Here is a 23,004-nt window from a genome sequence, read left to right as displayed (position 1 = left end):
AAGTAATTAAGTGTCTAATACGAAATTACTTATAGCCAGTTAATTACCGACCAAGAATGTCCTTATAAAAATGGAGGTTTTATTGATATAATCAATGTTTATAGGCTTTGTGAGGGAAAAAACCTTCAATTTAGAGGCTATTTATTGACTGTTTCCTTCTCTTTTGCCTGATAGGCACCTAAATCTGCACCAGCTATTCGTGAAGTTCCTAATAGGTCAAAAGGTATTTCGTTGGCTACATTTGGTTCCCCTAAATTGATAAGCTTAGATTCCAGACCAATCCTATAATCATTGTTGGATGCTGAAAAATAATCCAATTTTACATCGGTATAAATGGTATTATAATATTCAGTGTTCGAGAAAATATAAAGTTCTTGATTTTCATTTGGAATTTGGTCTTGGAAGTATTTTATAAAACAATGATCGAAATTAAAATTGAACAATTGATTACTACTAGGATTAAATTCAAGTTCATATGAGGAGTTCCCATCAATAATACTATTTCTAAAACTTAGTTGTTCTAAATTATGTTCAATTCCCGTATCGTCTAAAGAGCCATTGGTAATGGTAATGGCTGGTTGGCTTCTAAAGCCTTTGTTCCAATAATTGGCAATAGTGCTATGTGTAAAAGAATAGGTGCCGCCGTGCTCTATACGTAAGGAGGTAGATCCTGAATTTCCTAAAACTAGGTTTTCTGCAAGTAAATTAGCATGTTTGGCCCAGATATTATGCTGAGTATTATTGAATATTTGGCTATTTCTTATAGTCAATGTCGGGATATTTTGGTTAGAGTTACCTTCAACAAACAAGCCAATTTGGGCATTTTTTATGGTCAGGTAGTCCATTAGATTATTCGTACTTCCTTGACTGATCCAAACAGCTCCCCATTGACCGGGCATAGTTTCAAAATTAGGTTCAAGTCGGTCTCCTTCAAAAATAACCTCGCCTTCTAAATTATCTTTGTCCTCACTTAGTTTACCGTTTACGGTTAAGCGCGCATTTTCTGATACGACCAAACCAGAATTATTGTGAAAATAAACCCTGGCTCCAGCATCTATTTGTAATTCTTTGCTTTCAGGTACAATTGCATACCCGTAAATGACATATGGTTTAGTGTTGGTAAAATTTAAATCGTCAACATTTAATTCAAACCCGTCTACAATTACATTACTTCCATCTTGATTGGTATAAAGGGTGAGTTGGTTAGAATTACTTCCTGTTTTGTAATCGGGATATATAAAGATGGCATCCTTTGCCAAAGTAATTAACTCTACAGATTGTTGGTGTGGAGCTTGGTCAAATAAAATGGCATCGGTATAAATGATTTCAGTACTGTTATCCGTAATGTCAATAGTTGTTTCAATAAAAATAAAAAGACTGTCTTGGGCATATAAAGGAATACTTTCAAATGATTTTCCTGCAACTCCATCAACATTTAATCTATAAAAACTTTCGTTTCCGTTGCGCAGGGAAATCTGAGGGATAAGAATATCGTTTTTAGAATTGTTATATACTTTTAATTTATATGTACTACTGCCAATATTAGCAAAAACGGTATCTAAATACACGGTATCCTTAGAAAAAGATAAATTTCCTGCACTAGGGGAGTATTCAAAATCTTTTCTACATGAAGTTGTAAAGATTATGGTAAAAAAAATCAAGAATATAAAAAGTGGTTTTAATGACACAACCATCAATAAATTTTAATTAAAGAAAAATATCCTTGAGTTTGTCAGATACCCTTATGGGCCTGTTAGTACTACTATTTAATAAACACCATTCTGTACGGGCATGCACCAGAATTTGTTTTGTTTTCCCATGAACCATTTCCACGATTCTTGTAGATTTTGCTCCTTTGCTGGTTTCAATATAGGTGGTCATTAGGATTGGGTCATGTAAAAATGCAGCTGCTTTATATTCAATAAAATGGCTAAGAACTACCCAAATAACTTCTTTTTGTAAATCTAAAGGCGCCTTGTTTTTCCAATGCTCCTTAGAGATGTCTTGAATCCATTGAACGTAACGAACGTTATTAACATGGTTTAGGTCGTCCAGGTCATTTTGAGTTACAACAAGTTCTTTCCTGTATTCATCCATATTATTTTTTCTGAATTTTAACCTCGAACATTTTATCCCAGAATTTTCCGGTAACAAAAAATGTATTTCGTGCTGGATGATATGCTATACCGTTTAAAACGTTATTGACTTTGTCCCAATCTTCTGTTTTTGTAATTAAATCACTTAATCCACTAAAATTGATGACACCTTCTATAGCACCAGAAGTACTATTGATTATCATTACACTGGGCTTTTGATATACGTTGGCGTATAATTTTCCATCTACGAATTCCAGTTCATTGGCCGAGTTTACAATTGACGAATTAGTCACTGTTTCAATATAACCATCCTCGGTCATATGATCCGGGTTGATGAACCATATTTTTTCCGTTCCATCACTTTTATAAATTTTATTGCCGTCATTGGCAAGTCCCCATCCCTCACGACTTTTCCCATATTGAAAATTGTCCAACTTTTTAAATGTATTTAGGTCATAGATAAAACCAAGTCCGCTTTTCCAGGTTAATTGATATATTTTACCATTTAATAAGGTAATGCCTTCACCAAAATAACTGTCATCTAAATTTATTTGTTCATAAACTTTACCTGTATTAAAATCCAATTTTCTTAAAAATGATTTCCCTTTTTTTCCTGTACTCTCATACAATGTATCCTTATAGAATTCTAGACCTTGAGTATAGGCACCGGTATCATGAGGATATTCCTTGATTATGGTATATGTATAAATTTCAGGAGCTTTCTCGGAAAAAACTTTTATGTTTTTATTTATGGTTACGGTTTCGCCCTCGTAATTGATTTTTGCGGTTAGGGTCTTGTTTCCTAATGTGGGTACATCTATTTTAATGGTATTGTTGGTTAAAGGAATTTCTTTGCCATCAATACTATAGGAAACAAGTTCAATTTCCTTGTTCTTTTTATTTTTTATTGAAACGGCGATTTCGTCGTATCTGGTAATTTTTTTTACACTTTTATCAATCGTAATTTCAAATAAATTTGAAGCTTTTTGATTGCCACTACCGCAAGCCAGATAAAAGCTGGATGTAAGAAGTAAACAAATTAACTTAAATATTCTCATTAAAAATATAGGGTGTTTATGTTTCTATGCTGATTTTCAGCACGTAAGAATTGATGATTAAAGAAGGCAATTTAATTCATAAAAATTAGAAACTAAAAGGATTGTGAAAGATTTAAAAGATTGTATATTTGCAGCTGGCAAGTCCTACACGACCAGCTCCTGTAGAATCCCCCAGGGTGGGAACGCAGCAAGGGTATACGGTCGTAGCGGTGCGATGTAGGTAGCTTGCCTTTTTTTGTATCTTATACTCAAATAAGTTTAGTAAAGTTAACTTGTTAAAAACCAGTATCATCTATGGTTTTGGTTCACTTATTTTTCTGAAAAATGAAATCAAAGGTAGTTTTAATAACAGGAGGTTCTTCCGGAATTGGAAAAGCCATAGGAGTGTACCTAATTGAAAAAGGATACAAAGTCTACGGTACTACACGAGATAAATCTAAATATCCAACATTTTCAGATTTTCCACTTTTGGTAATGGATGTGCGAAACCAAAATACCATTGCCAAAGCGGTGGAATCCTTAATGGAAAAGGAACATGCGTTGGATGTTTTGATAAATAATGCAGGCGTAGGTATTACCGGCCCTATGGAAGAAACTCCCCATGAAGAAATAAATAAGGCTTTCGCAACCAATTTTAATGGTCCTCTTAGTGTAATTAATGAAGTTTTGCCCATTATGCGCCGTCAACAAAACGGATTAATTATCAATATTACTTCTATAGCAGGGTATATGGGATTGCCTTACAGAGGTATTTACTCTGCTAGTAAGGCTGCTTTGGAGGTAGTGACGGAAAGTTATAGAATGGAAACCAAAAATTTTGGCGTAAAATTTACCACCTTGGCTCCAGGAGATTTTGCGACCAATATAGCTTTAGGAAGGTATCATGCCCCGGTTATTGAAAATTCGCCGTATAAGGAAAACTATCAAACCACATTAAAATCCATAGACGAAGATGTAGACAGTGGGGGAGACCCTAGGGATGTTGGTAGAAAAATCGCTAAAATTATTGAGACCAAAAATCCTAAGCCACATTATAAAGTAGGCTCCTTTATTCAAAAATTCTCCTTGACCCTTAAAAGTATTTTACCAGGACTTTGGTTTGAAAAACTATTGGAAAGACATAGCTCCTAAAAAGTATTACAGAAATCTAAAATTTTAATTAGTTGTAGTAAATGTTGGAGAAGCCATCTACAATAACCCCGTTATCCGTAATAATGGCTTTGTTCATTGGGTAAATGACCAAGGTCTCAGTAAACTCCTTATAGTTATCTGTATGGTATTGAGATTTTGTATCTACACCAAGATTTTTTAAGATAACCTTCCAATCACTATAATCTGTTCTAATATTGATACCTACAAATTCATGACCGGGCTTTTTATTCTTTAGTTCAGCTACTCTCTCAAAAATTTCCTGGTATTGTTTTTTATTATTTCCGGACCAGAAATAGAACATCACCTTTTTATTTTTTCCAATTTCCGCAAGGGTTCTTGTCTCGTTATCAAATGAAGCTACACTTAAATTGGGTATAGCTTTGGACGGTTGCAAATTTGAGATGCCTTCGTATAGATTTTCAATCTCCTCAATATGCATATTATTTCCTGACACTTCTTTAAATTCTGTCAAGAACATTTCATTGTATTTTGGTTTGTCCTTTCTTTTTAAAAGATAATCAAAAGCTACATTTCTGAATAGATTGTCCCTTAATTCTTTTTCAATAACAAGGCTATCTATTAAATGTAATTTATGTTTGTAATGATGTAAATGTTTGCTGATTTTAAAATTTCTGTCCAGGCAATTTTTTTTACAATTCATGTAGGACATATTTCCAAAATGAGCCTTCATGAAATCATAATATGGTCGTAAATAGGTAAAATTGCTATTGTTGTAGTCTACCGTACTTCTGTATGAATAAAAATCTTTTGGTAAATCATGTATATTTTGCTCGGCAGTTTTTCTTCGATGTTGAAACGGGTAAATTTCTTTATATCTATTATAAGTATATTCAATATTACCGGCCAAAAGTTCGTAACCATCATCAGATATAGAGGACTCTGCTTTTAATTCGTTCAAGCGCTGTAATTTTCCATTCTTTAAGCTGGTAATTTTAGCTAGAAACTCTTCTGGTTCCATCTCATAATATTCAGAATACATGTCGCTTTCTTCTTCCTCTGCAGATAAAAACAAGTCCAATTGAAAATTGTTCAATTCTTCGCTTGTACCGGAGAAAACCAAAGATTCATCAAAATATATTGTATTTAGCCTAACCATAAGGCTGTCTCCTTTCTCCAAGTAGACATATTGATATTCCGGAGCAAGATTAAAATGATAAAGACCATTTTCAATATTGGCCAAATTAAATTTAAATCTATTCTTGTTATCCAGCTGAGCAGAATCTATTTTTTCACCACCCTTAAAAAGTACAACTTGGTCACTTGTGGGATTAACAATTTCACCTGCAAATAAAACAGTATCCTTATCCTTTTTGGAAGAGGAGCAAGCCACGGAAAAAAGAACAATAGTAGAGAGTAAAATTCTAATCATATAGTATTAGGGACTGATACATTTCAAAAATAAGGAACGTAAGGGCTGCTAGCTGTTAATAGCTAGTTAAATATTGTGAAGGTAATTCTATGAAAAAGTTAATTGAAATAGATGCTTTACATACTTGAAAAAGGGTATTAATTCTGTATTTTTGCACGGATTTTTAAATTACTATTATTATGCTTTCTGTATCTAATCTATCTGTTCAATTTGGTAAAAGGGTGTTGTTCGATGAAGTAAATGTTGCTTTTACCCAAGGAAACTGTTATGGTATTATCGGTGCCAATGGTGCAGGGAAATCCACATTTTTAAAAATTTTGGCTGGTCAAATAGAGCCTACCTCTGGCCATGTGCATTTAGAGCCAGGAAAAAGGATGTCCATTTTGGAGCAAAACCACAACTCTGCCGATGCATATACCGTTTTAGAGACCGTGGTTATGGGGAACAAACCTTTGTATGAAATTAAAAAGGAAATAGATGCCCTTTATGCCGATTATGATGATAAAAATGCAGATAGGATAGGGGAGTTGCAGGTTAGTTTTGAGGAAATGAACGGGTGGAATGCAGATAGTAATGCTGCCGCCTTACTTTCTAATCTAGGAATTAATGAGGAGTATCATTATACTTTAATGTCCGAGCTGGATTCCAAACTTAAGGTAAGGGTGCTTTTGGCACAGGCCCTATTTGGAAATCCGGATGTATTGATAATGGATGAGCCTACCAATGATTTGGATTATGAAACTATCAGCTGGTTAGAGAATTTCTTGGCAGATTATGAAAATACCGTTATTGTGGTATCGCATGACCGTCACTTTTTGGACACTGTCTGTACGGATATAGGGGATATTGACTTTGGTAAACTTAATTTATATTCTGGTAATTATACATTCTGGTATGAGAGTAGCCAATTAGCAGCACGTCAGAGAGCGCAACAGAACAAGAAATCAGAAGAAAAGGCCAAAGAGTTGCAAGAATTTATTTCTCGTTTTAGCGCCAATGTCGCTAAGAGTAAGCAGGCAACATCTAGAAAAAAAATGCTGTCCAAATTAAAGGTAGATGATATAAAGCCCTCAAGTAGAAGATACCCTGCCATTATATTTGATAGGGAAAGAGAGGCTGGCGACCAAATACTACAAGTAGAAGGACTTTCTGCTTCCACTGATGAAGGAGAATTGTTATTTGATAATATCAATATCAACCTAGCCAAGGGAGACAAGATTGCCATTATTTCTCGGGATTCAAGGGCTACTACTGCTTTTTATGAAATCATTAATGGAAATAAAAAAGCGGATAAAGGTTCTTACCAATGGGGTGTTACTACTACACAATCATATTTACCGGCAGATAATTCTGATTTTTTTAATGAAAATATAAATTTGGTAGATTGGTTAAGACAGTATGCCAAAACGGAGGAAGAACGTGAGGAAGTATATATAAGAGGCTTTTTAGGAAAAATGTTGTTTAGTGGGGAAGAGGCATTAAAGAAATGTACCGTCCTTTCCGGAGGGGAAAAAGTGCGTTGTATGCTAAGTAGAATGATGCTGCTAAGAGCCAATGTTTTAATGTTGGATGAGCCCACTAACCATTTGGACCTGGAAAGTATTACTGCATTCAATAACTCTTTAAAGAATTTTAAGGGAACGGTACTTTTTACTACCCATGATCATGAATTTGCACAAACTGTAGCAAATAGGATCATAGAATTAACCCCTAAAGGCAACATTGATAGGTATTCTACGTTTGATGAATATATGTCTGACAAGGCATTAAAAGAGCAGCGTAACAAGATGTACACTGTTTAAGCATAACATAGATTAACCCAAATCAATGTTTTATGAAAACCTACAAATATGTGGCCTGCCTTGGTATGGCCTTAAGTATCCTAGCTTGTGAAACACCCACCAATACAGATTTAGAAGTACCTTCCTCTATAATTGAAGCAGGTTATACGGTCTTTTTAGAAAAGGACAACCAAATCTCCGCAATAGTGTTGACCTCTAATGAAACAGGTTTAACGTTAAAAGAAGCATCCACAGATTTTGAAAAAATTTCAAGTAGTGTTCAAAAATTTAGGGATCGGCAATACCTTGGTTATTATTTCACTAATAACTGTGAGGCCAATGTTCAATTGTATAATGCAGATGAGGATAGTACGTTTAGAACTGCTGTTTTCACAGATGTAAATCCTTGTAATTTGCAGGTTACTGCCTTAGCCTATACTGATAAAGCGTTGTACATTTCTTATATACAACAATTAGATGGTAAGAATAATTATTTTGCATTAAGGGCTATCCCAAGGACTACCCATTCTGAAACTTCTTATATAGATATACAGTTAGACAAAAAACCAATTGATGTCATATCATCTAAGGGCAGGTTGTTCATTTTGACCAAGGATGAATATGAGTCTAATGCTTATTACTTAAGTGTTATTGATGAAGACTCAAAAGAACAGTTAACGGAATTGGATTTGGGGAATGATGCAACTAAATTGTTGAAAAATAATTCGGGCCATATTGTAGTTGCCTATCCAGAATTGCATACCACCTTAGACCCTATAAGTTTAGATAAAACATATACCATGTATGGGAAAGGTACCGAACCCGGATTTTTAACAGCCAAGGACATTTATATGGATGCTACAGGTCAAATATATTATCAAAAAACAGCTACATCTGCTACTGTTACTGAAGTACCGGCCGTTTATAATTTTGAAAAAAATAGTACTATCGTTTATTTGTACGAAAACTTTTTGACCAAATCTGAATTGGATGTTAAATATAATATTGCATCCACCACAGCTATTGGTTTTGATGAAGCCAACGAATTTATTCTAATAGGGTATAAGAAGAAAAATGAAACACAACAAGGTGGCATTTTAAGATTAAGCACTGCTCCAGAATTCAAAGTAGTAGATCATATAGATTTGGAGGGTGTTCCGCAAAGTTTCTTCATTAAATCATACCAATAAATCAGCTATTAAAATACTTACTGTTCCATATGGCCGGGTTAAAATTTTTACCCAGGGCAAAGCCATAGAAAATAACTACTGCTGCAAGACATTTAAAAACGAAAAAATAGATAATCCAGAATTCTGCACTAGTGCTAGATTTGGAAAAAAGACCATTGGGTATTAACAGTGTGGCAAAATAGCTTAGAATACCTACTAAAATGGTTAGATTCACTATATTTTTAAAGGGCCACATAAGTATTTTTCTAAATGGATGTAAATCATTGCCCCATTTATGTATTAGGTAATAGTAATCATTGCCTATAGGCGCAAAAAGTAAAGGGTCATCCTTGTCTTCTAACTTAAATAATTTAGAAGGGGCAATTATTTTAAAACCTTTAATTTCTGTATGATGTACATTTTCTAGTTGTTTTATTTTAGAAACAGCTTCAGCAGGTAACTTTCCTTTAAAATATTTAGTATCCAAAAACCGTAAACGGTAATCTATACATATATTCTTTATATCCTCAAGATGATAAATTTTCAGATGGTCCAGTTCATCTATATTAAAATTATTCTTAATGGTTTTATGTGAAGAATGTAGATTATTTTCAATTCTTTCATAGTCTTTATCTACTTGGGAAAGGATATCAAGAACTTTCTTTAGTGTGTGGTCTTCAGATTTTAATCTTTGGGTCTTAATTTTTTCAAGTTTTTTTTCCAGGTCTATTTTCGGTAGTAGCATATCTCTTTTTTTAGCAATCCCCTCAAAGTTAGCCATTTAATAAATTGATTGAAATTTTGTTTAATCTAATGAAATGTTAATATTTTGTTAAATTAATGATTTGAATAATTTTGCATAGGACTACTATGCATGAAGTTGTATATTAACGGAGAAATCGTGCATTTTATCGATTTTTTATACTTGAGCCCTAAAAGAACTTACTACATGAAAAGATTGATATTGTGCACATTGTGCTGTGCCCTAATGTGTGCAGTTTCCGTATCCGCACAGGCCTCCTTAATCAACCTTCCTGCAGAGCAGTTACCATCTAGCTTATTAATTTCCAATACAACCATAGAAGAGCGTACAGCTACTTTTGAGCATTATTCTACACTTTCATCTATTTTAAAATCTACCCGTTTAGATAAGGTGTTGGCTTATGATGGGGAATTTACTGTATTTGCACCGTCAAATACAGCCTTTAATAAGTTGCCGAAACTAACGGCGGATAAATTATTGGACCCTAAAAACAGCAAAATGGTAAGAGATATTCTTTCTTACCATATTATTGCGGGTAAATTCTCTGCATCATCCATATTACGGGCTATGTGCCGGGGAAAAGGTATTGCAAAATTCACCACTATCTTAGGGGAAAAGATAACAGCTACCATGAACGGAATAGACATTGTACTTACGGATAATGCAGGTAACAAGGCTACGATCGTTAGAGCGGACGCGACACAGTCTAACGGAATCATTCATGAAATAGATGCAGTTTTTTTACCGGTAAAGTTGTATTGATCAACGTAGGCTGGCTCCCAATTTTTCTTCGTAGTTTCTCTGGAGCTTGCCCATTATTTTTTCAATTTGCTTATCGGTCAACGTGCTTTTATCGTCTTGTAGGGTAAAACTAACCGCATAGGATTTTTTACCTTCAGGAAGGTTTTTTCCTTCATAGACATCAAAAAGAGAAACATCCTTTAAATACTTTCGTTCCGTACTATTGGCCAATTCATACAGTTCTTTGTAGCTTGTTTTTTGATCCAGCAATAGGGCAAAATCTCTTTTAACTTCTGGATATTTTGGAATCTCTTTATATAGAATAGGTGACTTGCTTAATTGTTTTAAGATTACATCCCAATTAAAATCAGCAAATAAAATATCCTGTTTAATATCAAAATGCTTTAAAATAGATTTTTTTATCAAACCAAAGGAAACCAAATTATTTTTTTTGTAATAAAAGGAAAGTCCTTCAGAGAATAGGTTGGATTCCGTTGGTTCACTTTTTAAATCCTTTAAACCTAAACGTGTAAGAATGGTTGTTACAATAGTTTTTAATTCAAAGAAGTTGGTGGCGGTTGGTTTATTGGTCCAGCTTTCCGGTAAGGTATTCCCGGACAATAAAATACTGAGGTATTTATTCTCTGTTCTTTTATTTTCTCTGGAGTGGTAGGTCTTCCCAAATTCAAACAACTTAAGATTATTCCGTTTTCTATTGATATTATAATTGGCAGATTCCAATGCGGAAAATAAGGAAGCCCTTCTTAGTACGGACAAATCACCACTTAATGGATTAATGATTTGAACAGAGGTAGTATCATTATCGTCATTGTTTAATAGCTCAGCATAATTTGGATTGGTAAGGCTATTGGTCAAGATTTCATAATAACCTTTAGAAGCCAAAAGATTACCTACTGTATTTTGTATGATATGATCTTCTGTTGGAGAAGTAGTGGCTATGGAAGCATTTAATTTATTGCCAAATGCAATATTGTTATAACCATAAACCCGTAAAATCTCTTCAATGACATCTACTTGGCGCTGCACATCTACCCTATAAGAAGGAACTTCTAACCCCATACCAGCTTCGGTAACATTCTTTACTTTAATATCAAGCGATGCTAAAATGGATTTGATGGTATCTTGTGGAATTTCCTGCCCAATTAATTTATTGATTTTTTCAAAGGCCAAGAAAACTTCAAAATTATTAACCTTATTGGGGTAAAGGTCAATAATATCCGATGTTATTTCGCCTCCGGCAATATCTTTGATCAACAAGGCGGCACGTTTAAGGCTGTATTCTACATTTTCAATATCTATACCACGTTCAAACCTAAAAGAGGCATCGGTGTTTAACCCATGTCTCTTGGCAGATTTACGAATAGATACAGGATTAAAATAGGCGCTTTCCAAAAATATGGATGTCGTACTTTCTGTTACACCAGAATCCAATCCGCCAAAAATTCCTGCCAAGCAAAGTGGTTCCTTTGCATCACAAATCATTAAATCGTCTTCGTGAAGGGTTCTTTCCACTCCGTCCAGAGTAGTGAATTTGCTACCCTTGGGCATGGTTTGGACAACAATTTTATTTCCTTTGATCTTAGCTGCATCAAAAGCGTGTAAAGGTTGTCCTAACTCGTGTAACACATAATTGGTAGCGTCTACCACATTGTTCTTAGGTGTTAAACCTATGGCCTTAAGTCTATTTTGTAGCCAGGTAGGGGAGGGTTGCACGGTTAAGTTACTTAATGTAACCCCACAATATCTGGGTGCCAAAGAAGAATCCTTGACATCTACATCAATTTTTAATGAACGGTCGTTAATGTTGAAATGACTGGTAGAAGGAGTAATAAGTTCCTTGGTAATTTCTTTCTGTTTAAGACCGGCCTTTAAATCCCTGGCCACACCAAAATGGCTCATGGCGTCTGCCCGGTTAGGGGTCAATCCTATTTCAAAGACTTCATCCAACTCAATATCAAATAATTCTGCACAGGGTGTGCCAACCTTAACGTTTTTGTTCAAAACCATGATACCGTCATGACTGCTACCTAGTCCTAATTCGTCTTCGGCACAAATCATACCATGGCTTTCCTCTCCACGTATTTTTCCTTTTTTAATGGTCCAAGCCTCACCTTCTGGGGTATATAATGTGGTACCTATTGTTGCTACTGGTACTTTTTGTCCCGCAGCTACATTACGGGCCCCGCAAACAATTTGTAAAGGAGCTTCCTGACCAACATCTACCATGGTAACATTTAACTTGTCTGCATTGGTATGTTTTTCACAACTTAGTACATGGCCAACGACCACACCGTTTAACCCTCCTTTTACAGATTCAAATTTTTCAACGCCTTCAACCTCTAGTCCTAAATCGGTTAAAAGTTCTGCTGTTTTATCAGATTCCCAATCTATTTTTATAAACTGCTTTAACCAGTTATATGATATTTTCATTCAAATCATTTAAGTCCGCAAAGATAAAACAATGACTGTAGACATTCAATATGGAGATAAGTGTTTCTTTTAATTTTTAATTGTGGGTTATAAATTGTTATTTCGGGGCTGTAAATGAATGATGATGAAAAGAATTGTAAGAATAGTGCTGATTTGTCTTTTAATAGTATCCTGTAAAAAACAAAATCAGGTTAAGATTTTAGCAGAAGGCCCATGGCGAGTAGAGTTGGAAGTAATGGACAATCAACTACTTCCGTTCAATCTTAATGTGGAGAAAGATGACAAGGGTATTTATACCATGAAAATCTTTAATGCCGATGAAGTTATTGAGGTTGATGAAATAACGATTTTTGGCGATTCTATAATAATGCAAACCCCTGTATTTGAGGGGTATTTGGCAGGAACCTTTGATGATACCATGATAACCGGTTCTTTTGTTAAGGAGAGTTTGGATAGAGTTGTTCCCTTTACGGCCACCTATGGTGAAGAGGAACGTTTTACAACTAAAAAACCAAGTGATCAAAATGTATCTGGGATATGGGAAACCAATTTTAGTCCCAATACGGACGACAGTTATATGGGCAAGGGAATTTTTTTACAAGAAAAAAACAAGGTCTCTGGCACATTTAGGACAACTACAGGAGATTACAGGTTTTTGGATGGGGTAGTAGAAGGTGATTCTCTAAAGTTGTCTGCTTTTGATGGGGCGCATGCTTTTTTATTTACCGCAAAAGTTACTGATTCCAGTATGAACGGAATGTTTTATTCCGGTAACCATTTTAAGGAACCGTTCGTAGCAAGAAGAAATGAAAATTTTGATTTGCCCAGTCCAGATTCCCTAACCTTTATCAATGAAGGTTATGATAAATTGGCCTTTACATTCCCAAATTTAAACAATACCCATGTATCATTGGCAGATGAACGTTTTAAGGATAAGGTGGTCATTGTGCAGTTAATGGGGACATGGTGTCCTAATTGTTTGGATGAATCTAAATTTTTGGTGAATTATTTAGCGGAAAATCCTAATAAAGATGTGGAAGTAATTGGCTTAGCATTTGAGTCTGCCAAAACTAAGGAAAAAGCATTCATGGCTATTAAGCGACTTAAAGATAGAATTGGGGTTAATTATCCTATTCTACTGGCGCAGTATGGGTCTTACGATAAGAAGGAAGCTCAGAAAAAACTACCCATGCTCAACCACGTACTTTCTTACCCGACCACCATATTTCTTGATAAGAATGGTGATATAAGAAAAATACACACCGGATTCAATGGTCCGGCAACGGGTGATAAATTTTTAGAGTTTAAAGCCGATTTTGATGATTTTGTAAACCAATTGCTGCGGGAGTAATTGGGCTAGATAATCGTTGATTTGCCTAAACCAATATTTTCATCGTTAATGGTGAACGTACCATCCAATTCCATGATATTGTCCGCTATAAAATCACCTACGTAGTTCGTGCCATATTTGGAACTTCCCATAATATCCGGAGTAACTATTTTTTTAGAAAATGATTTTAAAACAGCTGCAACCACGGCATCGGATTCCTCATCCATTTTAAAATGTTGCAATAACATGGCCATACTTAGTATAGATGCTACCGGGTTGGCAATATTTTTGCCTTTAGCATCTGGGTAAGAACCATGAATAGGTTCAAACATGGCATGTTCCAATCCAACGGAAGCCGATGGTAATAATCCTATAGAACCCGCAATGACACTGCCTTGGTCAGAAAGGATATCCCCAAACATATTATCGGTTAGTATAACATCGAATTGCGACGGATTCAAAATCATCTGTACCGCGGCATTGTCAATAAATAGACAATCTAAGGTAACATCAGGATAGCTTTCTGAAATAGAATGGACCACTCTTCTCCATAATCTAGAAGTTTCCAAAACATTGGCTTTGTCAACCAGTGTTACTTTCTTTTTTCTTGAGCGTGCAGACTTGAATGCTAAATGAGCTATTCTACTTATTTCTGCCTCTGTATAAGTGCAGGTATCAGTTGCGGAAGTTTGGTCGTTGCCCACGGCTTTGTCCCCGTAATAAATACCACCGGACAATTCCCTGAAAATGACCAAATCAGTATCCTTCACACTTTTTTTGGGTAAGGGAGATTGCTTTACCAGGGAAGGGAAAACCTTAACAGGTCTAATATTTGCAAATAGGCCAAGCTCTTTACGTAATTTTAGTAATCCTTGTTCTGGCCAGACTTTGGCCTTGGGGTTCTCATCAAATTCTGGCAGACCTAATGCACCAAATAGGGTAGCATCAGTTTCCTTACAGATTTTTAAAGTTTCTTTGGGTAAAGGGGTTCCAGTCTTTTTTATTGCGGTTGCACCGATCAACCCACTTTTAAAGGTAAAGCTATGACCAAAGGTTTCTTCAACAGAACGCAGGCATTTAATGGATTGGGCAACGACTTCGGGCCCAATACCGTCACCTTCCAATACAGCGATATTTAAATGCATAGTTAGCTAATACGTTGTAAATCTATTTTTGAGGTCTCCACAATTTGGTGGATATCCTCGTCCTTAACCTCTTTTCTGGAATCCGCATAGGCTAAAAATTCCTCATATACGGTATCCAATTGAGTTTTGGTCAGCTCATAGCCCACTATCTTAGCCCTATAGGCCAAAGCGGCCCTACCACTACGTGCGGTCAAGACTATGGACGATTCCGTAACACCAACATCAGATGGGTCCATAATTTCATAGGTTTCCCTGTTTTTGATAACACCATCTTGGTGAATACCTGAACTATGGGCAAATGCGTTGGCTCCTACAATAGCTTTATTAGGCTGTACGATCATTCCCATTTTATTGGAAACCATTTTACTGGTATCATACAGAAGTTTACTATTGATGGTAGTGTCTAAATTAAGGTCTGGATGTTGGCGCATGATCATAACCACTTCCTCCAAAGAAGTATTACCGGCACGTTCACCAATTCCATTGATTGTACATTCTATTTGTCTAGCGCCATTCAATACACCTGCTATGGAATTTGCCGTAGCAAGTCCAAGGTCATTGTGACAATGGCAGGATAGTGTTGCCTTTTCTATTCCTTTGACATTTTCACGTAGGTATTTAATTTTACCTCCATATTCTTCAGGAAGGCAATACCCTGTGGTATCCGGTATATTGAGCACTGTTGCGCCCGCTTTTATAACTGCTTCACAAACACGAGCTAAGAATTCATTATCCGTTCTACCCGCGTCTTCTGCATAAAACTCAACATCCTCTACAAAGGTTTTTGCATAACTGACCGCAGCTACGGCACGTTCTATAATGGCATCGCGATTAGAGTTGAATTTGAATTTTATATGGGAGTCAGATGTACCAATACCGGTATGGATTCTTGGAATTTTGGCATGTTGAAGAGCCTCTGCAGCTACTTCAATATCTTTTTTTACTGCTCTGGTCAACCCACAAACAGTAGCATTTTTAACGAGCTTTGCTATGGCTTCTACAGATTTGAAATCACCCGGACTTGAAACGGGGAAACCGGCTTCGATGATATTAACGCCCAGTAAATCCAGACGCTCAGCGATGACCAGTTTTTGGTCCATGTCCAACTTACAGCCGGGGACCTGTTCTCCATCTCTTAATGTCGTATCAAATATTTGTACTATATCTTTACTCATTATATTTATGTAATTTTACTCGTCAAACGAATATATAACCTAATACACAAAATTCATAAATTTTGTTATCATGTTTACAACGTTAAGACAGATTTTTAGGTATATAAAATGCTGAATTGCAATTATTTAAACACTTTTTTTTACGATGACAAATGCCCATAAAGATGCTTTGTTTGTTTTAGTGAAATCTCTTTCAAAATCCGAGAAGCGACAGTTTAAGCTTTACGTAGGCAGATTAGGGGTAAATACCGATGCAAAATTTCTAGCGCTTTTCAATTTATTGGATAAAATTAAGCAATATGATGAGAAAATAATACTAGAAAGTGGGATAGTTAAAAAAGCACAGCTCTCAAACCTTAAAGCACATCTTTATAAGCAAATATTGGTCAGCTTACGATTAAATCCCGTTAATCAAAATATTAGGGTGCAAATACGTGAGCAGCTGGATTTTGCGACCATTTTGTATCAAAAAGGACTTTATAAGCAAAGTCTTAAAATTCTTGACAAGGTTAAAACCATTGCCATAGAAAATGAAGAAAAGAATATTGCCTATGAAATCGTTGAACTGGAAAAGATTATTGAAACACAGTACATAACCAGAAGTATACCGGATAGGGCAAATGAGTTGGCAGTGCAGGCAAAGGAATTGTCCGGTCATAATGTAATGACCAGTAAATTATCCAATTTATCCCTACAGTTGTATGGTATGATGTTAAAGGTAGGTTATGTACGTAGTGATGAGGATTACCAAAAGGTTAAAACGTATTTTAACGACCACTTGCCTTTGTATAACATAGAAGATTTAGGCTTTCGTGAAAAATTGTGGTTATATAAAGCCTATCTGTGGTATAGTTTTCTAACACAAGACTTTTTATCCTGTTTTAAATATTCCAGCAAATGGGTGGATTTGTTCTATGATAATAAGGACATGATTTACCTAAATCCGGTTTTCTTTTTAAAAGGAAATCATTATTTGTTGGAATCCTTATTTTACGTACAATATAGTTCTCAGTTCAAAGAAGTATTGGATCGTTTGGAGCAAACCATTAAGGAGAAGGAATTTCCGGATAATGACAATATCAACTCATTGGTATTTATGTACATCAATGCCAATAAATTAAACCTACACTTTTTAGAGGGTACTTTTGAAAAAGGGTTGTATTTGGTCAAAATCATTGAATACGGAATTAATAAACATAGAGACCGTATAGATGTACATCATGTTATGGTACTGTATTATAAAATAGCGTGTCTGTATTTTGGGGTAGGGGACAATAAAACATGTATTCAATATCTTAAAAAAATCATTGATAACAAGAATTTAAAAATGCGCGAGGATTTAATGTGTTTTGCGCGGGTTTTAAGTCTTGTGGCACATTATGAAGCCGGTATGGACTATCATTTGGAAATACAGTTAAAGAGCACTTATAAGTTTCTTTTGAAAATGAACGATATGCATGCCGTACAAAAAGAAATGATTAAATTTTTAAGAGGTTTGGGGAGCATTTATCCCAATGAATTAAAGGCCGAGTTTCAAAAACTGCATGCAGAGCTTAAAAAGTATGAAAATCATCCTTATGAGAAACGTGCATTTTTGTATTTAGATATCCTTTCTTGGTTAGAGAGTCACTTGCAAAACAAGCCGGTATCCCAAATTATACGGGAGAAAGCTATGGCTCATAGTCGTTAAGGTAGTTTCTATAATGAAGAAATTACATGTACGTCATTTATTGGAAATTAATTTGGCCATGTTCTTCATTGCTACTTCTGGAGCATTGGGTAGATATGTTCAATTGCCTGTAACTACCACAATTGGTTCAAGAGCTATACTGGCCGCAGTGGCCTTAATTTTATTCTGTTTATATAAAAAGTACTCCTTCAGGATAAAACGAGAGGACTGGTTGATTATAGGTGTAACTGGTGTGCTTATGTGCGTACATTGGTTGTCCTACTTTTATGCTTTACAACTGTCCAGTGTAGCCATTGGTATGCTATCGTTATTTACGTATCCTGTTATAACGGCATTTTTGGAACCCATTATGCTTGGTACCAAATTTCAACGTATACATTTAGTATTGGCAGTTCTGGTCTTATTAGGCATGTATTTGCTAAGTCCAACTTTAGATTTTGCAGATTCCAATTCCTTGGCGGTTGGTTTTGGGGTGTTGTCCGCTTTAGCCTATGCCTTAAGAAATATTTTATTAAAGAAAAAAGTGTCCAATTATAACGGTTCCGTACTCATGGTTTACCAAACGGTTATTACCGCGGGTATCTTAATACCCTTCATGTTTACGGTGCCATTAGTTGACATTGTATCTCAATGGCAGGCACTTCTTGCATTAGCAGTATTGACAACGGCTATTGGGCACACCTTGTTTCTCATGACCTTTAAGCATTTTACCATTACTACCGTAAGTATCTTAAGTAGTATTCAACCTATATATGGAATTGTAATAGGGGCGTTATTTCTTGCGGAAATTCCAGCGGCCAACACCATAGTAGGAGGTATCCTTATATTAAGTTCAGTGGTCATTGAAAGTGTTAGAACAAAATCATGAATTCAAGAATTTAATTATTGGTGGGTGTACCCAATGTGTTGGGGCCAAATTGATTAATTATATGCTCCCCAAATTTAGTAAATTGCTCATTTTTAGCCATTTCACGTACTTTAATTGGGTCAAAATCACCATTAAAATATAGAAACGAACCAGATTGGTTGTTGTTATTGTAAATAAGTATTTCTTTTACTGAATTTCGTTTTTCGCGTATGGAAACCACATTACGTTTTAGTTCATCATTTTTTCTATAAACTTCAATAAAAGAGGTACCTGTTATACCGTTCATTTGAGTGTTTAGATACTGCGACTTTGCTGGAGTTGCGCTGGGAAATTGCATAAACCTTAAATCTTTTGTGTTTCCTACTAGTGCTTTCATTTCGGGCGATATCTCACTAAGCATGGACAGCATAAACTGAGGTACTCTTATAGCAGTTACCTGATTATCATTTTTATGATTGTTATAAAAGGAGTCTATGGAATTATATCCGCCACAAGAGGATAAAAAAATTAGAGCGATCAGGAAAATTGGAAAACGGTTCATACGAGTTTAGTTTAGATAACTTTAAAAATACAGAAATTAAAGACATGCATTCCAAATTGGGTCATTGGGAGGTGGGGCCGTTATTTCCAATTGTTCTTTTTTAACCGGGTGAATGAACAAAAGCTTTCTGGCATGCAGATGTATACTACCATCTTTATTGCTCCTGGAATAACCATATTTTAAATCGCCCTTTATAGGTGATCCTAAGGCCGTAAGTTGACTCCTTATTTGATGATGTCTACCGGTTTCCAGGTCAATTTCCAATAAAAAGTAATTCTGAAGGCTTTTTAATAGTTGATAGGTAAGTATTGCTTTTTTGCTGTCCCTAACCTCTTGCAGGTGCGCGTACGATTTATTTTGCTTAGTATTTCGTTTTAAGTAATGTACCAAGCGTTTCTGCTTGTCTTTAGGTTTGTTCTTCACAATGGCCCAATATGTTTTTTGAGCTTCTTTTTCGGCAAACATTTTATTAAGTCTAGGTAGCGCCTTTGAAGTTTTGGCAAAGACAACGATTCCAGAAGTAGGCCTATCCAAACGATGCACTACTCCTAAATACACATTGCCGGGCTTATTGTATTTTTTCTTCAAAAAGGCTTTAACGGTTTCGCTTAAAGGTTGGTCCCCCGTTTTATCCCCTTGAACAATATCACCAGGTCGTTTATTGATAACAATTAGGTGGTTGTCCTCATAAAGGACCTGTAGATTTTCTGCTGTGGAATATTGCTTTTTCAACAAGAAGTTTTATGCTAAAATACTATTTAAATAAAGAATTTACATGTTTACTTGTTTCATCTAGTGATAAGATAACCCCTGTGGTTAAGGCGCTGTCCGCGACATTAACTTTCAAAGACCATCAGATGAAACAATAAAAAGTCAATTCTGAATTCTTGATTGGATTACATGTAGAAACCAGTTTCGTTAGAGCTTTGGTCAAACTAAATGAGTGGAATCACTTATTAAAATTTGATTGCTTTATACAGATTTTTAAATGCGTTACCAGAATGAGCTATATATTACTGTGTTCTTATATTGACCATTGAATAACTCATAACAGAGATAATACGATCGTTAAAATTCAAAAATGAAATAAGGTACTATCTCCTTTCAATTTTATTAGGTCGCTAATACTGCTCATCATCATTTGGAAAATCCAAACGCTTAACATCATCTACATAATTAGATATGGCCTTGCCCATTTCTTCATAAAGATTCATGTATCTACGTAAAAAACGAGGATTGAATTCATGGGTCATTCCCAAAAGATCGTGTACCACCAAAACTTGTCCGTCAGCATATTTGCCACCTCCAATACCTATGGTAGGAATGGTTAAACTTTCAGATACGGTTTTGGTAAGTTCAGCAGGTATTTTTTCAAGAACCAAACCAAAACAGCCTAATTTCTCCAATAATTTTGCATCCTCCATAAGCTGTGCCGCCTCTTCTTCTTCCTTGGCTCTTACGGTATAGGTTCCAAATTTGTAAATAGATTGTGGTGTAAGTCCCAAGTGCCCCATAACAGGTATCCCTGCCGCTAAAATGCGCTTAACGGATTCTTTAATTTCAGCGCCACCTTCTAACTTAACCGCATGGGCGCCACTTTCTTTCATAATTCGTATAGCAGAGCGCAATGCCTCCTTAGGGTCACTTTGGTAACTTCCAAAAGGAAGGTCTACCACGACCAACGCCCTGTGTACTGCCCTAATTACGGAAGATGCATGGTAAATCATTTGATCCAAGGTAATGGGCAAGGTGGTTTCGTGACCGGCCATTACATTACTTGCAGAATCGCCCACTAAAATAACATCGACCTTTGCGGCATCTACAATTTTGGCCATAGAGTAATCATAGGCGGTAAGCATAGAAATCTTCTCTCCGTGCTTTTTCATATCCACCAATGATTTTACGGTGATTCTTTTATATTCTTTTTTTGCTGTTGACATAGTTAGTTTTTGGATTTTAGCACCATAAAAGTAAGGAGTTTTAATGACTAGTCCGATTTTGTAAAGAAAATCAATTTATATTCTTAATTTACAGGGAAACTACATCATGATGGTTAAAAGATATGCGCTTAGTTTTTTATTGGGATTGTTCAGTATTGCACTAGCTGCCCAAAACCAAGAAGAAGAAGCGGTCAAACATACTATCACAGCTTTTTTCAAGGCGTTTCATGAAAAAGATTCATTAGCGTTGTATGATGTAGTTCATAAAACAATACAGGTACAGACGGTAAAGAATGATAGTAATGGACATTCGGTGCTTAAAACTGAAGCATATAGCAGTCTTGTAAATGCTATAATAACAATACCAGATTCAATACATTTTGAAGAACGAATATTGGATTATTCTATACAAATAGATGGGGCAATGGCTAATGCTTGGACCACATATGAGTTTTGGCTTAATAATGAATTTCATCATTGCGGAGTAAATTCATTTCAATTGTTTAAGGAAAATAAGGAATGGAAAATAATATACCTGATAGATACAAGAAGGGTTGGCGACTGTAAGCCACCAACCCTAAAATAATTATAAATCTTTGGTTTATTTGGTCCAATCAATGGATTGTACAGTATCTTCCGTAGGGAAATTATCCGGTATCTCTTGGGTTACCTTGCCTGTAGCCGCCCATTCTGCCCCGCGCTGTAAGGTGGTAATAAACCCTACGCATTCCATACTATAATCAAAATGTCCTAAAGTGGAATGAAAAACCCTTCCTTTGCCGTAATTAATGGCCATAAGTTGGGCTACATGTTGTCCTAAACCTTTTACATTGGGATCCCAAGGTGGAGCATTTTTTTCAACATCTGCAAATGCGGTTGCAAGAATCGTGGCATTTTCAAACGGACCCCTCATACGTTCATAAAGTTCATCCTTGGTATGCAGCCATTTTTCAGGTAGTCCCTTCATTATAGGATGTTCTGGAGCTCTTGTGGTTAGCTGAAATTCGTATTCAGGACCATGGGACCCACAAACACCTTCACCATTATCCTTGATCAATTGGCCATCTTCGTTATAATATACATAAGGACCTGAACTTTCGTCACGGCCTCCCCAAGCACCCAGTCCGATCATTTTATTGAATTCGTCCCAATTGCCCCAAGCATTATTGGCGGCGTGCAACACAACAAATCCGCCACCATTGGACATATATTCCTCAAATGCTTTTCTGGTCTCTGCCGGCCAAAGAGGAGATTTTTCGCCTAAGTTGGATATTATGAGGTCATATTCATTAAAATTAAAGGAAAACTCAGAGGTCGTGATCGGTTCATCTGATATGGCATATTCCTTATCGTTCAAGGGATAATTTTCTATGAACATGGTATAGGCTTCCGGTCTGGACTGGTTGTACTTTACACCTAACCAAACAGAATCCATACGTTCTATAGAAACGGTAAATAGTTCTGTTTGTTCCAAATAATCCTTGATCATCATTGTCGTTTTTGGCCATACATAATGATTGTTCTGCCCATCAATGATTAAGGCTTTAAGTTTAGTTGGCGGTTCTTCCTTGACTTCCTTTTTTTTCTCGCCACAGGAAATCATCAATAAACAGAATAATGGTATTGCCATTAGTTTTTTCATGGTTGTATATTTAAGTTTTAGATACGATTATTACTTAGCATATCGTGTCTTTAAATGTACATGAAGTACGTT

20 protein-coding genes and 1 other RNA gene are annotated in these 23,004 nt (G+C 35.7%); 9 read left to right on the top strand and 12 right to left on the bottom strand.

The window, feature by feature from the left end:
* Positions 1 to 137: 137 nt before the first annotated feature.
* The 3 genes from ABVM52_RS17650 to ABVM52_RS17640 are packed head-to-tail and all read right to left on the bottom strand — an operon-like array spanning position 138 to position 3,154.
* The gene (locus tag ABVM52_RS17650; protein ID WP_405382397.1) at positions 138 to 1,694 is read right to left on the bottom strand and encodes a hypothetical protein; all 1,557 of its coding nucleotides are present in this window, start codon (positions 1,692 to 1,694) and stop codon (positions 138 to 140) included.
* Between the two features lie 13 nt (positions 1,695 to 1,707).
* A complete protein-coding gene (locus ABVM52_RS17645) occupies positions 1,708 to 2,097 on the bottom strand; it encodes an acyl-CoA thioesterase (RefSeq protein WP_405382396.1) in 390 nt (129 codons plus the stop codon).
* A gap of 1 nt (position 2,098) precedes the next feature.
* Complete coding sequence (locus ABVM52_RS17640) at positions 2,099 to 3,154, bottom strand: glutaminyl-peptide cyclotransferase (protein ID WP_405382395.1); 1,056 nt, start codon at positions 3,152 to 3,154, stop codon at positions 2,099 to 2,101.
* Positions 3,155 to 3,289: 135 nt separating this feature from the next.
* On the opposite strand from ABVM52_RS17640, the gene ffs reads away from it, so the two are divergent.
* Both ffs and ABVM52_RS17630 read left to right on the top strand, forming a co-directional pair.
* Positions 3,290 to 3,388, top strand: an RNA gene (gene ffs / locus ABVM52_RS17635) — signal recognition particle sRNA small type.
* A gap of 90 nt (positions 3,389 to 3,478) precedes the next feature.
* The gene (locus ABVM52_RS17630; protein WP_405382394.1) at positions 3,479 to 4,285 is read left to right on the top strand and encodes an SDR family oxidoreductase; all 807 of its coding nucleotides are present in this window, start codon (positions 3,479 to 3,481) and stop codon (positions 4,283 to 4,285) included.
* A gap of 28 nt (positions 4,286 to 4,313) precedes the next feature.
* Here ABVM52_RS17630 and ABVM52_RS17625 read toward each other — a convergent pair whose 3' ends face one another.
* Complete coding sequence (locus tag ABVM52_RS17625) at positions 4,314 to 5,696, bottom strand: TlpA family protein disulfide reductase (protein WP_405382393.1); 1,383 nt, start codon at positions 5,694 to 5,696, stop codon at positions 4,314 to 4,316.
* Between the two features lie 179 nt (positions 5,697 to 5,875).
* On the opposite strand from ABVM52_RS17625, the gene ABVM52_RS17620 reads away from it, so the two are divergent.
* On the top strand, positions 5,876 to 7,498 hold the full coding sequence (locus ABVM52_RS17620; RefSeq protein ID WP_405382392.1) for an ABC-F family ATP-binding cassette domain-containing protein: 1,623 nt from the start codon (positions 5,876 to 5,878) through the stop codon (positions 7,496 to 7,498).
* A 32-nt stretch (positions 7,499 to 7,530) separates the two neighbouring features.
* On the top strand, positions 7,531 to 8,667 hold the full coding sequence (locus ABVM52_RS17615; protein ID WP_405382391.1) for a hypothetical protein: 1,137 nt from the start codon (positions 7,531 to 7,533) through the stop codon (positions 8,665 to 8,667).
* 1 nt (position 8,668) lies between these two features.
* Here ABVM52_RS17615 and ABVM52_RS17610 read toward each other — a convergent pair whose 3' ends face one another.
* The gene (locus ABVM52_RS17610) at positions 8,669 to 9,391 is read right to left on the bottom strand and encodes a hypothetical protein (protein ID WP_405382390.1); all 723 of its coding nucleotides are present in this window, start codon (positions 9,389 to 9,391) and stop codon (positions 8,669 to 8,671) included.
* 204 nt (positions 9,392 to 9,595) lie between these two features.
* On the opposite strand from ABVM52_RS17610, the gene ABVM52_RS17605 reads away from it, so the two are divergent.
* Complete coding sequence (locus ABVM52_RS17605; protein ID WP_405382389.1) at positions 9,596 to 10,171, top strand: fasciclin domain-containing protein; 576 nt, start codon at positions 9,596 to 9,598, stop codon at positions 10,169 to 10,171.
* On the opposite strand, the gene pheT is transcribed toward ABVM52_RS17605, so the two are convergent.
* Positions 10,172 to 12,601, bottom strand: coding sequence for a phenylalanine--tRNA ligase subunit beta (gene pheT, locus ABVM52_RS17600; protein ID WP_405382388.1), 2,430 nt, complete (start codon positions 12,599 to 12,601; stop codon positions 10,172 to 10,174).
* Positions 12,602 to 12,725: 124 nt separating this feature from the next.
* On the opposite strand from pheT, the gene ABVM52_RS17595 reads away from it, so the two are divergent.
* Positions 12,726 to 13,952, top strand: coding sequence for a peroxiredoxin family protein (locus ABVM52_RS17595; RefSeq protein WP_405382387.1), 1,227 nt, complete (start codon positions 12,726 to 12,728; stop codon positions 13,950 to 13,952).
* Between the two features lie 5 nt (positions 13,953 to 13,957).
* Here ABVM52_RS17595 and leuB read toward each other — a convergent pair whose 3' ends face one another.
* Positions 13,958 to 15,076 (bottom strand): 3-isopropylmalate dehydrogenase, encoded by a 1,119-nt coding sequence (gene leuB / locus ABVM52_RS17590; protein ID WP_405382386.1) that lies wholly within the window; start codon positions 15,074 to 15,076, stop codon positions 13,958 to 13,960.
* 2 nt (positions 15,077 to 15,078) lie between these two features.
* Entirely contained in the window at positions 15,079 to 16,251 is a 1,173-nt protein-coding gene (locus tag ABVM52_RS17585; protein WP_405382385.1) for a 2-isopropylmalate synthase, read from the bottom strand.
* 145 nt (positions 16,252 to 16,396) lie between these two features.
* Here ABVM52_RS17585 and ABVM52_RS17580 point away from each other — a divergent pair, with 145 nt between their 5' ends.
* Both ABVM52_RS17580 and ABVM52_RS17575 read left to right on the top strand, forming a co-directional pair.
* Positions 16,397 to 17,941, top strand: coding sequence for a hypothetical protein (locus tag ABVM52_RS17580; protein ID WP_405382384.1), 1,545 nt, complete (start codon positions 16,397 to 16,399; stop codon positions 17,939 to 17,941).
* Between the two features lie 13 nt (positions 17,942 to 17,954).
* A complete protein-coding gene (locus tag ABVM52_RS17575) occupies positions 17,955 to 18,809 on the top strand; it encodes a DMT family transporter (protein WP_405382383.1) in 855 nt (284 codons plus the stop codon).
* Positions 18,810 to 18,819: 10 nt separating this feature from the next.
* Here ABVM52_RS17575 and ABVM52_RS17570 read toward each other — a convergent pair whose 3' ends face one another.
* From ABVM52_RS17570 to panB, 3 genes are all read right to left on the bottom strand, one after another.
* Complete coding sequence (locus ABVM52_RS17570) at positions 18,820 to 19,350, bottom strand: DUF4252 domain-containing protein (RefSeq protein ID WP_405382382.1); 531 nt, start codon at positions 19,348 to 19,350, stop codon at positions 18,820 to 18,822.
* A gap of 36 nt (positions 19,351 to 19,386) precedes the next feature.
* Positions 19,387 to 20,085 carry an RluA family pseudouridine synthase gene (locus ABVM52_RS17565; RefSeq protein ID WP_405382381.1) on the bottom strand — a complete coding sequence of 233 codons (699 nt, stop codon included), beginning with the start codon at positions 20,083 to 20,085 and terminating at the stop codon, positions 19,387 to 19,389.
* 386 nt (positions 20,086 to 20,471) lie between these two features.
* Positions 20,472 to 21,290 carry a 3-methyl-2-oxobutanoate hydroxymethyltransferase gene (gene panB / locus ABVM52_RS17560; RefSeq protein WP_405382380.1) on the bottom strand — a complete coding sequence of 273 codons (819 nt, stop codon included), beginning with the start codon at positions 21,288 to 21,290 and terminating at the stop codon, positions 20,472 to 20,474.
* Positions 21,291 to 21,396: 106 nt separating this feature from the next.
* Between panB and ABVM52_RS17555 the strand changes: the two genes are divergently transcribed.
* Positions 21,397 to 21,876: a nuclear transport factor 2 family protein gene (locus ABVM52_RS17555; RefSeq protein WP_405382379.1), complete on the top strand. Its 480-nt coding sequence runs from the start codon at positions 21,397 to 21,399 to the stop codon at positions 21,874 to 21,876.
* A gap of 15 nt (positions 21,877 to 21,891) precedes the next feature.
* Here ABVM52_RS17555 and ABVM52_RS17550 read toward each other — a convergent pair whose 3' ends face one another.
* The gene (locus tag ABVM52_RS17550; RefSeq protein ID WP_405382378.1) at positions 21,892 to 22,932 is read right to left on the bottom strand and encodes a ThuA domain-containing protein; all 1,041 of its coding nucleotides are present in this window, start codon (positions 22,930 to 22,932) and stop codon (positions 21,892 to 21,894) included.
* Between the last annotated feature and the right edge of the window lie 72 nt (positions 22,933 to 23,004).

The organism is Maribacter sp. LLG6340-A2, assembly GCF_045057105.1.
Taxonomy (GTDB): domain Bacteria; phylum Bacteroidota; class Bacteroidia; order Flavobacteriales; family Flavobacteriaceae; genus Maribacter.
Note: the sequence above shows the minus strand (reverse complement) of the source record. Positions and strands in the feature narration are given on the sequence as shown.

Bases quoted from the DNA above. Each gene is read 5' to 3' on its own strand.
- ABVM52_RS17650 (WP_405382397.1), bottom strand. From the start codon at position 1,694: ATGGTTGTGTCATTAAAACCACTTTTTATATTCTTGATTTTTTTTACC.
- ABVM52_RS17645 (WP_405382396.1), bottom strand. From the start codon at position 2,097: ATGGATGAATACAGGAAAGAACTTGTTGTAACTCAAAATGACCTGGAC.
- ABVM52_RS17640 (WP_405382395.1), bottom strand. From the start codon at position 3,154: ATGAGAATATTTAAGTTAATTTGTTTACTTCTTACATCCAGCTTTTAT.
- ABVM52_RS17630 (WP_405382394.1), top strand. From the start codon at position 3,479: ATGAAATCAAAGGTAGTTTTAATAACAGGAGGTTCTTCCGGAATTGGA.
- ABVM52_RS17625 (WP_405382393.1), bottom strand. From the start codon at position 5,696: ATGATTAGAATTTTACTCTCTACTATTGTTCTTTTTTCCGTGGCTTGC.
- ABVM52_RS17620 (WP_405382392.1), top strand. From the start codon at position 5,876: ATGCTTTCTGTATCTAATCTATCTGTTCAATTTGGTAAAAGGGTGTTG.
- ABVM52_RS17615 (WP_405382391.1), top strand. From the start codon at position 7,531: ATGAAAACCTACAAATATGTGGCCTGCCTTGGTATGGCCTTAAGTATC.
- ABVM52_RS17610 (WP_405382390.1), bottom strand. From the start codon at position 9,391: ATGCTACTACCGAAAATAGACCTGGAAAAAAAACTTGAAAAAATTAAG.
- ABVM52_RS17605 (WP_405382389.1), top strand. From the start codon at position 9,596: ATGAAAAGATTGATATTGTGCACATTGTGCTGTGCCCTAATGTGTGCA.
- pheT (WP_405382388.1), bottom strand. From the start codon at position 12,601: ATGAAAATATCATATAACTGGTTAAAGCAGTTTATAAAAATAGATTGG.
- ABVM52_RS17595 (WP_405382387.1), top strand. From the start codon at position 12,726: ATGAAAAGAATTGTAAGAATAGTGCTGATTTGTCTTTTAATAGTATCC.
- leuB (WP_405382386.1), bottom strand. From the start codon at position 15,076: ATGCATTTAAATATCGCTGTATTGGAAGGTGACGGTATTGGGCCCGAA.
- ABVM52_RS17585 (WP_405382385.1), bottom strand. From the start codon at position 16,251: ATGAGTAAAGATATAGTACAAATATTTGATACGACATTAAGAGATGGA.
- ABVM52_RS17580 (WP_405382384.1), top strand. From the start codon at position 16,397: ATGACAAATGCCCATAAAGATGCTTTGTTTGTTTTAGTGAAATCTCTT.
- ABVM52_RS17575 (WP_405382383.1), top strand. From the start codon at position 17,955: ATGAAGAAATTACATGTACGTCATTTATTGGAAATTAATTTGGCCATG.
- ABVM52_RS17570 (WP_405382382.1), bottom strand. From the start codon at position 19,350: ATGAACCGTTTTCCAATTTTCCTGATCGCTCTAATTTTTTTATCCTCT.
- panB (WP_405382380.1), bottom strand. From the start codon at position 21,290: ATGTCAACAGCAAAAAAAGAATATAAAAGAATCACCGTAAAATCATTG.
- ABVM52_RS17555 (WP_405382379.1), top strand. From the start codon at position 21,397: ATGATGGTTAAAAGATATGCGCTTAGTTTTTTATTGGGATTGTTCAGT.
- ABVM52_RS17550 (WP_405382378.1), bottom strand. From the start codon at position 22,932: ATGAAAAAACTAATGGCAATACCATTATTCTGTTTATTGATGATTTCC.